Below are 13,932 nucleotides of genomic sequence, written 5' to 3'. Positions count from 1 at the left end.
ATGCAGTCCTCTCTCCCCCCTGGGGAGAGGGTTAGGATGAGGGGGATTATTATTTACTGTCAGACTTGTATTCGTACTCGTAGTAGCCGTAATCCTGATACCCGGTCGCGCGGCGGAAGATGGAGTTCAGAATGACCCCCTTCACCTCAATACCGTTCTGCTCAAAGCGGCTCAGGCTGGTTTCCACTTCCTTCAGGGTGTTCACCGCATAGCGTGCGACCATCAGCGTGGTGCCCGCATGACGCCCTACCACGGCAGCGTCGGTGACCGCCAGAATTGGTGGGGTATCGATCAGCACCAGGTCATAGTTTTTGCTCGCCCACTCAATCAGCTGCGTGAAGCGCTCGCTCATCAGCAGTTCAGACGGGTTCGGCGGCACCTGGCCACGCGGGATCAGGTCAAATTTCGGAATCGACGTCGGCTTGGCGCTCTCGCTGATTTCCCCTTTACCGAGCAGGATTTCCGACAGACCGTTAACGTTGTTGGTCCCCAGCAGCTCATGGGTGTAGCCCTTACGCATATCGCAGTCGATCAACAGCACGCGCTTGTTGGTCTGGCTCACCACCGCCGCCAGGTTGGCGCAGACGAAGGTTTTACCGATTGACGGGCTGACACCGGTCATCATCAGGACGTTGTTTTTGGCCTGCATCATGGCGAAGTGGAGGCTGGTACGCAGGCTGCGCACCGCTTCAATCGCCAGGTCAGTCGGGTTACCCACGGCCAGCAGCTGGCTCTGTTTGTAACGCTTGACGCCCTTAACGGTTTTGACGCTGTCACGGGACTTCTGCCACTCTGAAAGCGGGATGCTGGCGTACACGCTGATCCCGTTCTCTTCCAGCACCTGCGGGCTTTCGATACCGCGGTTGAACAGCGAGCGCAGCAGCACGCCGACAATGGAAAGCATCAGGCCGAGAATAATGCTGCCGAGGATAATCAGCGCTTTCTTCGGCTTCAGCACGCCCGGCTGGGTGATGGCAGGGTCGACGATACGCACATCACCCACCGTACTGGCTTCGGTGATCTTCAGCTCCTGCTGTTTGTTCAGCAGCTGCATGTAAACCTGCTGGCCGGATTCCACATCACGCGTCAGGCGTACAATTTCCTGCTGCGTCTTCGGCATCGCGGTCACGCGGTCATTCAGCTTCGCCTTCTCTTCTTCCAGGGTACGACGTTTCTCCAGCAGCGTGCGGTACGCCGGGTGACGTTTGGTATAGAGCTTGGAAATCTCCGCCTCTTTGAAGGTCAGCTCGTTCAGCTGCGCATCAATATTCACCATGGAGTCGAGAACCGATTTCGCCTCCAGCGGCAGATCGACGGAATCCTTGTCCTGACGGTACGCGTTCAGCTTGTTCTCAGCGTCATCCAGACGGGCGCGCACCTCCGGCAGCTGTTTACTGAGAAACGCCAGGCTTTTTGCAGCTTCCGCTGACTTACGCTCAACGTTCTGCTCCAGATAGTTGCGGGTGATGCTATTGAGGATGTCGCGAATTTGATCCTTGTCTTCACCGGTGAAGGTCATGCTCAGGACGCCGGTGTCCTTGCCGTTTTCGGTGACGGTCAGGTTGTTTTGCAGGTTGTTGATCATCCCGAGCGTCGAGAATTTGGTGACCGTAAACTCCCCGCCCTCATGCGCCTGAATTGCGCTGACCTTGATGCTGACGCCCTCTTTGGTCAGCATCTGCCCCACCTCACCGCGTGCGCTGAAGCCCGCGTCGCTGGTCAGTTGATACTGTTTTGGTCCCAGCACGGTCAGGGTAAAGGTTTGGTCCCCTGCCCCTTTTGGGATCACGAAGTCGGTCACTTTTACCGTATCGTTACTGCGCCCCATCAGGCGATCCCAGCCTGCGCCAAATACCGGGAAGGTGTTTTTGGTGACCGCGATATCCAGCCCCAGGTCATGAACCGTTTTGCCCAGTACCAGGCGCGACTGGATCAGCTGAATTTCGGCTTCCGATGCCGGCGGCTTGTTGGCCAGCGCCGAGCCGATATCCTGAACCAGCGAGTTTCCGGTATTTTGTTCGATCTGCACCAGCGCGTCGGCGCTGTAAATAGGCGTCGCGAACAGCGTATAAACGATCGCCGCCACGGCAAAGATGGCGGTAATACCCAGCACCCACCATTTCGCTTCAATAACGGTCCCGACCAGGCGACCGATATCGATTTCATCACTGCCCGACGTCGGGGCGGCAGAAGGTCTTGTTTTTTCTGTCATTGTTATCCCTGCTGAGCTTTCAGTGCCTGCGCCCACTGACGGGCAGACTGGTCTAGTAAGGTGTATACCGCCTCAAAGGCCTCGCGGCTCTTGCGATACGGATCGGGAATTTCGCGCTCACCATCCCAGTGACCAAACAGCATCACCTTGCCGCGCATCTCCGGTGCGATATCGCACAGCGCGTGAATGTGGCGTTTTTCCATCGCGAGGATCAGGTCATATTCCCGGCACATCCGGCCAGAGACCTGACGGGCAACGTGCCCGTCGAGTGAGAGGTTATGCTCAAGGGCAACGCTTGCGGCACGTTCGTCGGCACCTTTTCCGACCAGCGCGCCCAGCCCTGCGGAGTCGACCGTTAACGCAGGCTGGTAATTTTTCAACAGCCTTTCAGCCGTGGGGGAACGGCAAATGTTCCCCACGCACACCACCAGAATTTTGTTAAACATCGCGGCTTACCAGTTATGAACGTCGCTCGCCGTATCCGTCATGTAGCGAACGCCACTGATGGTAGGCAGCAACTGGTTGATCAGACGGTTCCAGCGGGCAACCGGCGCGGTGGTGACATAGACCACATCGTACGGCTGGAGACGGAACGACGTTGCCATGACCAGGGACGTCGCGTCGGACATATCCAGCTGGTAGATGTTGGCAATCTTGCCCTTCGCGTTCTCGCCTTTGATAGGACGGATCACGAAGATACCGCTGGCGTTGGAGGCGGTCAGATCGATGCCTTCCGCATTGCCCAGCGCTTCGGTCAGGGTCATACCGCTGAAGTCCATCTTGAGGGTGCTCTGTTTCTTCACTTCACCCATCACGAACACTTTCAGATCGTCGTTGCGCGGCACGTACAGAATATCGCCCGGATAAAGGAGGCGGTTCTGGGTCAGGTCACCGTTTTGCATCAGCGCCTGAAGCGAAATGCGCTGCTCTTTGCCGTTGTGGGTCAGCACCACGTTGCGCCAGTCAGCGCCGTCGGTTAAGCCGCCTGCGGCATTGATCGCATCGAGAACGGTGAGCGGGACGTTGGTGATCGCCTGCTGGCCGGATTTATTGACCTGGCCAGAGATATAGGCTTTCTGGGATCGGAACGCGGCGATATTAACGTCCACCTGCGGGTCAGCAATGTACTGCGCCAGGCGGCCGGTAATATCACTACGGATCTCAGCAAGCGTTTTGCCCGCGACGTGCACTTTGCCAATGTAGGGATAGAACATGGTGCCATCGGACTGAACCCAGTTACCGGTGTCACTTGAGCTGCGGTACTGGCCCGCAGGCGTGGTCAGTTCAGGGTGATCCCAGACGGTCACGTTAATGACGTCACCCGGACCCACGCGATACTGGTAAGAGGCAATTTCCTGGTCCAGAGACATATTTGGCTGAGCAACATTTGGACGTGGGCGTAATTGTTCCACCAGACGTGGGGTTAATGGATACACATTCACCATTTTGTCGAGATCAAAATCAGCATCCTGCTGTTTAATCACATCCTTGCCCATTGTCGACATATTGCTGCCGGGAAAGACCGTGCAACCACTCATCAAGGTCACAGACACCAATAATGGCATCAATTTCATTTTGGATTTCATCATTGATTATTTATCACTTTGGCAGAGTAATTATCCTGTGCAATTAAAATAAGCGCGGGTCGTGGTGACAATCAGAATGCAGTTAATCATTTAGCAATATAACTGGCATCAGTCCTAAAAAAAGCTTATTCATCCATTGGCTATTGACAGAATAATTGAGGCTGATTCACACGCTTTCAGGCACGCTACCGCCCTTGGCTTTCAGTTACCAATCCACTGACTAAACAATGCGTTATGGTTAGACACCCTCTTGGATAAGGCCTTTTGCGAAATATATCAAACGCCTCACAGGGGCGATTGATAATGTATAACCTTCACCAAAGACCGAAACAAAAATAGCAACAAGGAGATTTAACATTTGATGCTGGAAGAATTGTTGCAGCTAACCTAATAGCAGGCAAGGAGACAACCGTCCTAATATTCGTTTTTAAGATTAATATTAAGAGCAAAGTTTTAAGGTTTTCGGATTTTCTTTATATTGACAAAATAGATCGCCGGACCATTTATTGCGATATATCCTAAATATCGTCTTATGTAATTAAATCTTCGCAATTAACTTATTTACACCGCCCGGCAAATGGGGTTTACCTGAGTGTAGCATTAAGAGAAATCTCACCCCGGCATTGCAATTTCCGTCGGCTTTATCCATGATCGAAGTGTGACATTAGTCATATAACAGAAGGTATTGCATTTACTATGGAATGGATTGCCGATCCATCAATCTGGGCCGGGCTGGTGACGCTGGTCGTCATCGAATTAGTGCTCGGCATTGATAACCTGGTGTTTATCGCCATCCTTGCCGATAAATTACCCCCTTCACAACGCGACCGCGCCCGCGTGACGGGTCTTCTGCTCGCCATGGTGATGCGTCTGCTGTTACTGGCCTCAATCTCCTGGCTGGTGACGCTGACCAAACCCTTATTCAGCGTGCAGGGTCTGAGCTTTAGCGCCCGCGACCTGATCATGCTTTTCGGCGGATTGTTCCTGCTGTTCAAAGCCACGGTTGAGCTTAATGAGCGGCTGGAAGGAAAAGACAGTGAAAACCCCACCCAGCGACGCGGTGCAAAATTCTGGCCAGTGGTCGCGCAGATAGTGGTGCTGGATGCCGTCTTTTCTCTCGACTCCGTGATCACGGCCGTCGGGATGGTTGACCATCTGGCGGTGATGATGGCCGCGGTGATCATCGCCATCACCCTAATGGTGCTCGCCAGTAAAGCCCTGACGCGCTTCGTGAACAGTCACCCGACTATCGTCATCCTCTGTCTGAGCTTCCTGCTGATGATTGGCTTTAGCCTGGTCGCGGATGGTTTTGGCTTCCATATCCCGAAAGGGTATTTGTACGCCGCCATTGGTTTCTCGGTGCTGATTGAGTTTCTCAACCAGCTGGCCATTTTCAACCGTCGCCGTTTTCTCTCCGCGAACCAGACATTACGACAGCGCACCGCAGATACGGTGATGCGCCTGCTGAGCGGCAAAAAAGAGGATGCCGAGCTGGATGCTGAATCCGCGGCGATGCTTGCCGACCACAGCGACGGGCAGATCTTCAACCCGCAGGAACGCCGGATGATAGAGCGCGTGCTTAACCTCAACCAGCGCTCGGTGAGCAGTATCATGACCTCCCGCCATGACATTGAGCATATTGACCTGACGGCGCCGGAAGAGCAGATCCGCGCCCTGCTGGATAAAAACCAGCACACCCGCGTGGTCGTGACCGGCGGTGAAGAGGAAGAAGAGCTGCTGGGCGTGGTACACCTGATTGACCTCCTGCAACAGCAGCTCCACGGCGAGCCGCTCAACCTGCGGGCGCTGGTGCGCCAGCCGCTGGTCTTCCCGGAAGCGCTGCCGCTGCTCTCCGCGCTGGAGCAGTTCCGCAACGCGCGTACCCACTTCGCGTTTGTCGTTGATGAGTTTGGTTCTGTGGAAGGGCTGGTGACGCTCAGCGACGTGATGGAAACCATCGCTGGTAATCTGCCTAATGAGGTGGATGAAATCGATGCGCGTCACGATATTCAGAAAAACGCCGACGGCAGCTGGACCGCCAACGGCCACATGCCGCTCGAAGATCTGGTGCAGTTCGTTCCGCTTCCGCTGGATGAGAAGCGCGAATACCACACCATCGCCGGTTTGCTGATGGAATATCTGCAACGTATTCCGCAGCCGGGCGAAGAGGTCCAGGTGGGGGATTACATGATCAAAACCTTGCAGGTTGAGAGCCATCGCGTGCAGAAGGTGCAGCTGATACCGCTGCGCGGTGAAGATGAGATGGATTTTGAAGTGTAAAAAAGCCGGGTGGCGCTTCGCTTACCCGGCCTACGGTGTCTGGCTTTTGTAGGCCGGGTAAGGCAAAGCCGCCACCCGGCACAACAGGCATCACAGCTTATCGAGCAGCTTTTTCACGTCCTTACCTGACTGAGACTCTTTATTGCGGTCCGCCCAGTCATTCAGCCGACGTTTCGCTTCATCCTGAAGGTGCTTACGCAGGATCTGATCGACCTGCAAACTGTAATTCAACTCCTGCCATTTTCCGTACACGCGCAGCGGTATCGGCGTCTCTTTCAGGAACTCCACAAGCTGGCCTTCGCCTTCCCAGCCAGCCTTCACGCGGACGTTGAAGCGGGTGTCTGCCGTCTCTTTCACCAGATCCAGCGCGCCGGTTCCGGTCAGCGCCAGCAGTGACGAAGTCCCCTGCATGTCGTCCAGCGAGAGCTGACCGTTGTCGAGGGCAAGCTCGCTGGTAAAGCTGTCCAGACGGGTTGCGCTGTCGTAGTTTTCATTCGCTTTCACGCTGCTGCTGCGTTCTACCGCCTGCTGCACCAGCTGCTGGAAGTTCAGCCCTTCCATGCGCGAATCTTTCAGCTCAACGTGCGCCTGCCCCTGCCAGCTACGACGGAAGGCGTCCGCATCAATCTTCGTACCAGAGAAACCCCCTGCCAGCGACAGCTGCCCCGTGAGGGCAATCGGGTAATTAAAGGCTTTCAGGATGGTGCCAATCTCAACGTTTTCCAGACGCGGCTGGAACGCGGCGCTGGCAACGTCTTTGCGCACATCCAGCGAGCCCGGCAGGGAGAGGTTCCCTGCTCCCATTTTTCCGCTGAGCTCGGAGATGACCAGCAGGCCGTTGTGGTTGAACATCTGGCTGCTGACGTCAGTAAAATCAATCCCACGCCAGCGCACGCTGTTCGCTTTCAGCAGAATGTCTGCGGTAAATCCGCGCAGGCCGTTGTAGTCAGGCTGATCGAGATTTGAGGAGATCACCGGACGCGACTGCGTGACCTGGCTTTGCCCCACCTGCGTGGCTCCCTCATCGGTCGCGTTCACCGATTGGGGCGGAAGCAGGTTCTCGAGGTTCAGCTTGTCGAATTGCAGATCCAGCACCCACTTAGGTTTCTCATCAAGCGTGACGCTCGCCTGCCCCTTCAGGGCGCTGTCGTTGGCCTGGAGGTTGAGCGCGTTCAGTTCGAGCTGTTTGCGCTCTTCATGCCACACCGCCTGCATCGTGCCCTGGCCGGCAATCCCCTTCGCGGGTAAATCCGCGCCGGTCAGCTGCCAGTTAAGCTGCTGAACGTCCGCCGTCAGCTGGTGCGGATAATCAGAGGCGTTCACGTTCGCGTTCATCGACAGGTTGAGATCGCGCTGATTGCGGTTGATCCGCCCGGAGAACTCCATGGTGGCGTGATGGTTGGCATCCTGCTCCATCCTGAGGTTGATATTGCGTACGGTGATCTGTTCGTCATCTTCATGCTGGAAAACCAGCACGCTGTCGGCAACTTTCAGATTACCAATATCGAACGACCAGCCGGTGTCAGACGGGACGTCAGGTAAGGTGTTTTCACGCGGTGCGACCGGAGCATCCGCCTGACGAACGGCTTCGGTTTGCGGCGTAAGCTGAATCACCGCCCCTTTCAGCATCACCTGTTCAACCTGGAGCTGATGGGATAAGAGCGGGATGAGCGCGACATCAAGACGCATGTTATCCGCCGTGACCAGCGGCTGCGCGGCACCCGGCGCGGTGAGGGACATACGTCCGGAGAGAATGCTGAGCTGAGGCCAGACGTGCCAGCGCAGCGGCCCGTCCAGCTTGAGTTCATACCCGCTGCGCGCTTCCACCTGCCGCACCATGTAGGCCCGGAAGTCATTCGGGTTAACCAGCAGCACCAACGCTGAAAGGCCAGCCACCAGCACCACCAGCAAAATCATCAGCGTTGTCAGAACTCTTCTCATGGCTTCCTCAGTGAACTCACAGATCAGTCTTTATCGATACGACTGGCAACCGCACCCTGCTGGTTGCGATATTTTGCGTCCTGACGGCGGTTATAAGGACGGTCTGCCGGGCCGGTCAGCGGTTCAAAGCTCAACGCACCAATCATCATTCCCGGACGAAGCGCCAGCGGCAATTTACCGGCGTTAAAGAACTCCAGCACGATACGGCCAGACCAGCCCGGATCGATACGGTGCGCGGTGACGTGCACCATCAGGCCCAGACGCGCCAGGGAAGAGCGTCCGTCAAGCCAGCCGACCAGGTCCGCAGGCAGCGTGACCGATTCAAAGGTCACCGCCAGCGCCAGTTCGCCAGGATGGAGATAAAACGCCTCTCCTTCTTCGATGACGATTTCGTCGCTCATGACGCGATCCAGCGCCGCACTGACTTCGTCTTTCGGCCCGCTGAGGTCGATAAACGGTGCCGTGTGGCCGCTGAAGGTGCGGAATTTATTCCCCAGACGCACATCGACGGTCACGCCGTTAATACGCTCAACCGGCGGACGCGGGGTGATAGACAGGCGGCCTTCATCCAGCCAGGCTTCTATATCGCGGTCACAAAGACGCATGGCACTTTCTCCTTTCGTGCATCGCGCCCTGAAGCCTTACGGCGTCAGGGCAAAACCAGGTTATCTCTGAACGGTACACAATTCACACGGCTTATTCAAAAAACTGACTGATTTTCGCTTTTAAGATATCAATGGCAATACGGTTTTTACCGCCGCGAGGCACGATAATATCGGCGTATTGTTTCGAAGGCTCAATAAATTGCAGGAACATCGGGCGAACGGTTTTCTGATATTGCGCCATCACGGAGTCCATGGAGCGGCCGCGTTCGTTAACGTCGCGTTTAATACGCCGCATCAGGCAGATATCCAGCGGAGTGTCGACGAAAATCGAGAAGTTCATAGATTCGCGCAAACGGGCGTCGGTGAGCAGCAAAATCCCTTCAAGGATAATCACCTTCTTGGGCTCGATACGGATCGTTTCCTGGGTGCGGGTATGTTCCACGTAGCTGTAGACGGGCAGCTCAATCGCCTCGCCGCGCTTCAGCGCTTCCAGATGCTGGAACAGCAGGCTGTGATCCATCGCACTGGGGTGGTCGTAGTTGGTTTTTACGCGCTCTTCCATCGAAAGATGGGATTGATCTTTGTAATAGCTATCTTCGGGAATCACACCGATATGCTCATCACCCACTTGTTCACGCAGTTCGCGATAAAGCGTACTGGCAATAAGACTTTTACCTGAAGCCGATGCGCCGGCGATGCCTATGATGACGCACTGATGAGACTTATCAGTCATAAATTTAGCGACCTGATTAACCTGGATGTAAGGAAGGACGACGCCGGAGCGTCAAACGCGGCAATTATAGGGATTTCGGGGGCGTGATACCAGTCGAATGCGCAGGTTATGCGAGGCGGGCTGAAAAGCGCCGTTTCACGCCTTTAGCGAAATTTTTACGCGCGGTTTTTCGCCATTTCATCACCCTTCTTCGCAGAGTAACTATTTTATAAGTCTATGAAGTCAAAATCTGACCACTCAGCATATGAATTGTAAAATGTTTGTACTAGCATAAACCAAATTATTAATTTCACGCGTCCGGACCTGGCTCCTGACAACATGGCGTCCCTGGATAGAGCGGTAATGAATAAACAATACCAGCGGGTTTTGGTTACTACCCCACATCCTTTACTGCGGCTTGTCTGTCTGGGTCTGGTCACGTTCATCTTCACCTTATTTTCCCTCGAGCTGACTCGCTTCGGTACGCTGCTGGCGCCACTATGGTTCCCGACTTCAATTATGATGGTGGCGTTTTACCGCCATGCGGGAAAAATGTGGCCCGGCATTGCGCTCGCCTGCTCCTTTGGCAATATTTTTGCCTCGTGGATGCTCTTCTCATGGGCATCGATCAATATCACCTACACGGCGATCAATATCATTGAGGCCACGGTTGGCGCGCTGTTACTGCGTAAGCTGCTCCCCTGGTATAATCCGCTGCAAAACCTCAACGACTGGGTCCGGCTTGCCCTCGGCAGTGCCCTGGTGCCGCCGCTGGTGGGGGGCGTTCTGGTTCATTTTCTGGTGCCGAGCGCGGAGCCGCTGCGTAATTTCCTTGTCTGGGTACTTTCAGAAGCCATTGGCGCACTGGCGCTGGTGCCGTTAGGTCTGCTGTTTAAGCCGCATTACCTGCTGCGCCACCGCAACCCGAAACTGCTGCTGGAAACGTTGGTGACCCTGGTCGTCACGCTGGTTCTTAGCTGGACGGCAATCACCTGGCTGCCGTGGCCATTCACCTGCATTATCGTTCTACTGATGTGGAGCGCGGTCCGTCTGCCGCGTATGGAAGCGTTCCTGATATTTTTATTCACCATCATGATGGTGTCCCTGATGATGGCGCGAAATCCGCTCTCCATGACGCCCTCCACCATGATCGTCACCTTCAACGCGCCGTGGCTCCCCTTCCTGATGATGCTGCTCCCCGCCAACATTATGACGATGGTGATGTATGCCTTCCGGGCCGAGCGTAAACATATTACGGAAAGCGAAGAACGTTTTCGCAATGCGATGGAGTATTCCGCGATTGGTATGGCGCTGGTGGGCATTGAGGGCCAGTGGCTCCAGGCCAACAAGGCTCTGTGCAATTTCCTCGGTTACAGCCAGTCCGAGCTTCAGTCGCTCACGTTCCAGCAGTTAACCTGGCCGGAAGATTTAAATACCGACCTGGAGCAGCTGCAACAGCTGATTCACGGCGAGATCAACACCTACACCCTCGAAAAACGCTACTACACCCGCAGCGGCGAGGTGGTGTGGGCGCTGCTGGCCGTCTCCGTTGTGCGCCATGCCGACGGCACCCCGCTCTACTTTATTGCCCAGATTGAAGACATCAACGATCTGAAACAGACCGAGTGGGTGAATAAGCGTCTGATGGAGCGTATCACTCTCGCTAACGAAGCCGGCGGAATCGGGATTTGGGAGTGGGATCTCGAGCCGGACGTAATCAGCTGGGATAAACGGATGTTTGAGCTGTACGAGATCCCCTCGCACATTAAACCCACCTGGCAGCTCTGGCATGCGGCCATGGTGCCTGAAGATCGTACGCACGCCGAACAGGTCCTGCGTGAGTCACTCCAGGCCAGGGTACCTTTCAAGCTGGAATTTCGCATTCGCGTCAAGGATGGCATTCGCCACATTCGTTCGCTGGCGAACCGGGTGCTGAACAAACAGGGCGAAGTGGAGCGGCTGTTAGGGATCAACATGGATATGACCGAGGTGAAGCAGCTGAACGAGGCGCTGTTCCAGGAAAAAGAGCGCCTGCATATCACCCTCGACTCTATCGGCGAAGCGGTGCTGTGTACCGACATCGACATGAACATCACCTTTATGAACCCGGTCGCCGAGAAGATGAGCGGCTGGTCGCAAAGCGAAGCGCTGGGTCAGCCCATTCTGAAGGTGCTACACATTACCTTCGGCGAGAACGGTCCGTTAATGGAAAACATCCACAGCGGCGATATGTCCCGTACCGATATCGAACAGGATGTGGTGCTTAACTGCCGCAATGGCGGCAGTTTCGACATTCATTACAGCATAACCCCCCTCAGCACTCTGGAAGGACACACCATCGGCTCGGTGCTGGTGATTCAGGACGTCACCGAGTCGCGCAAAATGCTGCGCCAGCTGAGCTACAGCGCTTCCCATGACGCCCTTACCCACCTGGCGAACCGCGTCAGCTTTGAAAACCATCTTAAGCGCCTGTTGCAGACGGTACAGGAGACCCATCAGCGTCACGCGCTGGTCTTTATCGATCTTGACCGTTTTAAGGCGGTGAACGATACGGCAGGCCACGCGGCGGGCGACGCTCTCCTGCGCGAACTCTCTTCGCTGATGCTGACCATGCTGCGCTCCAGCGACGTGCTGGCGCGTCTGGGCGGCGACGAGTTTGGCCTGCTGCTGCCGGACTGCAACGTCGAAAGCGCACGCTATATTGCGGGCCGGTTGATCGACGCCATCAACAACTATCATTTTTCCTGGGAAGGACGCCTGCACCGCATTGGCGCCAGCGCGGGGATTACGCTGATTGACGACACCAATTACCAGGCTGCGGAAGTGATGTCTCAGGCCGATATCGCCTGCTACGCCTCGAAAAACAGCGGGCGCGGCGTGGTCACCGTCTACGAACCCCAGCAGGAGCGGATCCACAGCACGCGCAGCATGATGTCGCTGGATGAGCAGTGGCACATGATTAAAGATAACCATCTGCTGATGATCGCCCGCAGCGTCGCCTCGCCGCGCATTCCCGAGAGCAGTAGCTTCTGGCTGATTTCCTTGCGGCTGTGGACCAGCCAGGGGGAAGTGCTGGAAGAGCATGCCTTCCGCGCCGGGCTGGCGGAACCGGAGCTGCTGCACGCCCTGGACCGACGGATATTCAGCGAATTTTTCCGTACCTATGCCGCACAGGTGGCGGCCAAAGGAATGGGCGTCGCGCTGCCGCTCTCAGAAGCGGGTTTAGCCAGCGTCACGCTGGTGGATGAGCTGCTCGACCTGATCACCAGAGGTCCGCTGCCGGCGCGGCTGCTGCATCTGGCGATCGCCGTTGATGTGCTGAGCAATACGGATGAAAACGTGCAGCAGGGTCTGCAAAAGCTTCGTCAGGCCGGCTGTCGCGTGGTGCTGACCCGGGTCGGACGCGATATGAACGTCTTCAGCCAGCTCAGCGCCAACACCGCCGATTATCTGCTGCTGGATACAGACATGGTGACCAACGTCCACGGCAATCTGATGGATGAGATGATGGTGACAATCATTCAGGGCCACGCCCAGCGTCTGGGCATAAAAACCATTGCCGGGCCATGCCATCAGTCGATCATGATGGATACGCTGTCGGGCATCGGCGTTGATTTTATTTACGGCGACACCATCGGGGAAGCGCAGCCGCTTGATCTACTGCTGAATACCAGCTATTTCGCCATCAACTGACGGCGACCAGCCGTCGGTGTACCAGATATGTAACAGCGCATACGAGCGCCACGGCTGCCAGCGTTCGGCATAGCGACGGATCTGCGCGGGCGTCATACCGGCAAAGCGCTGTTTAATCAGATAGTCATCCGGCAGGAAAACATCCTTCGCCTGCCAGCCGCGCAGGGCCAGATAATTCGCGGTCCAGCGCCCGATGCCGGGGCGCTGCTGTAGCGCCTTCATCCCGGCCTCAACGTTCGCAGGCGGGAACAGCGGGAATTCACCGTCCACCACCGACTGCGCCAGATGAATCAACGACTCCGCACGCCTGAGCGGCATCCCGAGGGCTTTCAACGCCAGCGGATCTGCCGCGGCCAGCACCTCTGGCGGAGGAAAGCAGAGATAGCCCGGCGCATCCTCAATGGGTTCACCGCACAGCGCCACCACCCGTGACGCCAGTTTTGCCGCCATCGCCACGCTCACCAGTTGCCCGAGAATGGCGCGCACGCCCTGCTCGTATGCATCCATCGCGCCGGGCAAACGTAAGCCCGGCCGCGCCGCGCCGAGCTCGCCGAGAGTCTGCGCAATGTGCAGCGGGTCGCAATCGAGGTCAAACAGGCGGGAGATGCGGTCGAGGCAGATATCCGCCACCGGGATCAGGCCAGGGCTGAGCGACACCGCCAGCGTAGGGGTTGCGCTGTCTGGCGTAACCCGGAAAACGCCCTGGTGCCCGGCATAGCCAAAACTGCGCTCGTAGTAATCCTCCGTAACGGTCTCAACCCCCGTGACCGCACGCGCGGCAAGAAAGCCAAACATCCACGACCAGTCGTAGGGCGGTTGCCAGTTCAGGGTGTACATCGTCTCTCCTTTTGTATTTACCTCAGCATAAACCGAAAGATCGCCTTGCGCCTTGCTTTCATATTC

General features: G+C 56.2%; 9 protein-coding genes. 2 read left to right on the top strand and 7 right to left on the bottom strand.

Annotation, left to right across the window (positions count from 1 at the left end):
* Nucleotides 1-49 precede the first annotated feature (49 nt).
* From wzc to H2Z33_RS16675, 3 genes are read right to left on the bottom strand one after another with little or no spacing between them, the layout of a single operon-like run.
* Nucleotides 50-2,212 (bottom strand): tyrosine-protein kinase Wzc, encoded by a 2,163-nt coding sequence (gene wzc, locus H2Z33_RS16685; protein ID WP_015572374.1) that lies wholly within the window; start codon nucleotides 2,210-2,212, stop codon nucleotides 50-52.
* 2 nt (nucleotides 2,213-2,214) lie between these two features.
* Nucleotides 2,215-2,658: a low molecular weight protein-tyrosine-phosphatase Wzb gene (gene wzb, locus H2Z33_RS16680; protein ID WP_003862078.1), complete on the bottom strand. Its 444-nt coding sequence runs from the start codon at nucleotides 2,656-2,658 to the stop codon at nucleotides 2,215-2,217.
* A 6-nt stretch (nucleotides 2,659-2,664) separates the two neighbouring features.
* A complete protein-coding gene (locus H2Z33_RS16675; RefSeq protein WP_003862079.1) occupies nucleotides 2,665-3,801 on the bottom strand; it encodes a polysaccharide export protein in 1,137 nt (378 codons plus the stop codon).
* A 693-nt stretch (nucleotides 3,802-4,494) separates the two neighbouring features.
* On the opposite strand from H2Z33_RS16675, the gene H2Z33_RS16670 reads away from it, so the two are divergent.
* A complete protein-coding gene (locus H2Z33_RS16670; RefSeq protein ID WP_063134486.1) occupies nucleotides 4,495-6,078 on the top strand; it encodes a TerC family protein in 1,584 nt (527 codons plus the stop codon).
* Between the two features lie 90 nt (nucleotides 6,079-6,168).
* Here the strand turns inward: H2Z33_RS16670 and asmA are convergent, their stop codons facing one another.
* The 3 genes from asmA to udk all read right to left on the bottom strand — a co-directional run bounded on the left by asmA (nucleotide 6,169) and on the right by udk (nucleotide 9,357).
* Entirely contained in the window at nucleotides 6,169-8,019 is a 1,851-nt protein-coding gene (gene asmA / locus H2Z33_RS16665; protein WP_063134487.1) for an outer membrane assembly protein AsmA, read from the bottom strand.
* Nucleotides 8,020-8,042: 23 nt separating this feature from the next.
* Nucleotides 8,043-8,624 (bottom strand): dCTP deaminase, encoded by a 582-nt coding sequence (dcd, locus tag H2Z33_RS16660; protein WP_017383269.1) that lies wholly within the window; start codon nucleotides 8,622-8,624, stop codon nucleotides 8,043-8,045.
* Between the two features lie 91 nt (nucleotides 8,625-8,715).
* Nucleotides 8,716-9,357, bottom strand: coding sequence for a uridine kinase (gene udk, locus H2Z33_RS16655; RefSeq protein WP_000130320.1), 642 nt, complete (start codon nucleotides 9,355-9,357; stop codon nucleotides 8,716-8,718).
* A 342-nt stretch (nucleotides 9,358-9,699) separates the two neighbouring features.
* Here udk and H2Z33_RS16650 point away from each other — a divergent pair, with 342 nt between their 5' ends.
* On the top strand, nucleotides 9,700-13,029 hold the full coding sequence (locus H2Z33_RS16650) for a diguanylate cyclase (protein WP_063134488.1): 3,330 nt from the start codon (nucleotides 9,700-9,702) through the stop codon (nucleotides 13,027-13,029).
* Here H2Z33_RS16650 and alkA read toward each other — a convergent pair.
* A complete protein-coding gene (alkA, locus tag H2Z33_RS16645; RefSeq protein WP_017693082.1) occupies nucleotides 12,994-13,866 on the bottom strand; it encodes a DNA-3-methyladenine glycosylase 2 in 873 nt (290 codons plus the stop codon). The two genes, H2Z33_RS16650 and alkA, sit on opposite strands and share 36 nt — an antisense overlap.
* Nucleotides 13,867-13,932 lie beyond the last annotated feature (66 nt).

Source organism: Enterobacter sp. YSU, assembly GCF_016082135.1.
Lineage (GTDB): Bacteria > Pseudomonadota > Gammaproteobacteria > Enterobacterales > Enterobacteriaceae > Enterobacter > Enterobacter hormaechei_C.
Note: the sequence above shows the minus strand (reverse complement) of the source record. Positions and strands in the feature narration are given on the sequence as shown.

Coding starts and splice junctions, on each gene's coding strand:
- H2Z33_RS16670 (WP_063134486.1), top strand. CDS start 4,495: ATGGAATGGATTGCCGATCCATCAATCTGGGCCGGGCTGGTGACGCTG.
- dcd (WP_017383269.1), bottom strand. CDS start 8,624: ATGCGTCTTTGTGACCGCGATATAGAAGCCTGGCTGGATGAAGGCCGC.
- wzc (WP_015572374.1), bottom strand. CDS start 2,212: ATGACAGAAAAAACAAGACCTTCTGCCGCCCCGACGTCGGGCAGTGAT.
- udk (WP_000130320.1), bottom strand. CDS start 9,357: ATGACTGATAAGTCTCATCAGTGCGTCATCATAGGCATCGCCGGCGCA.
- wzb (WP_003862078.1), bottom strand. CDS start 2,658: ATGTTTAACAAAATTCTGGTGGTGTGCGTGGGGAACATTTGCCGTTCC.
- H2Z33_RS16675 (WP_003862079.1), bottom strand. CDS start 3,801: ATGATGAAATCCAAAATGAAATTGATGCCATTATTGGTGTCTGTGACC.
- H2Z33_RS16650 (WP_063134488.1), top strand. CDS start 9,700: ATGAATAAACAATACCAGCGGGTTTTGGTTACTACCCCACATCCTTTA.
- alkA (WP_017693082.1), bottom strand. CDS start 13,866: ATGTACACCCTGAACTGGCAACCGCCCTACGACTGGTCGTGGATGTTT.
- asmA (WP_063134487.1), bottom strand. CDS start 8,019: ATGAGAAGAGTTCTGACAACGCTGATGATTTTGCTGGTGGTGCTGGTG.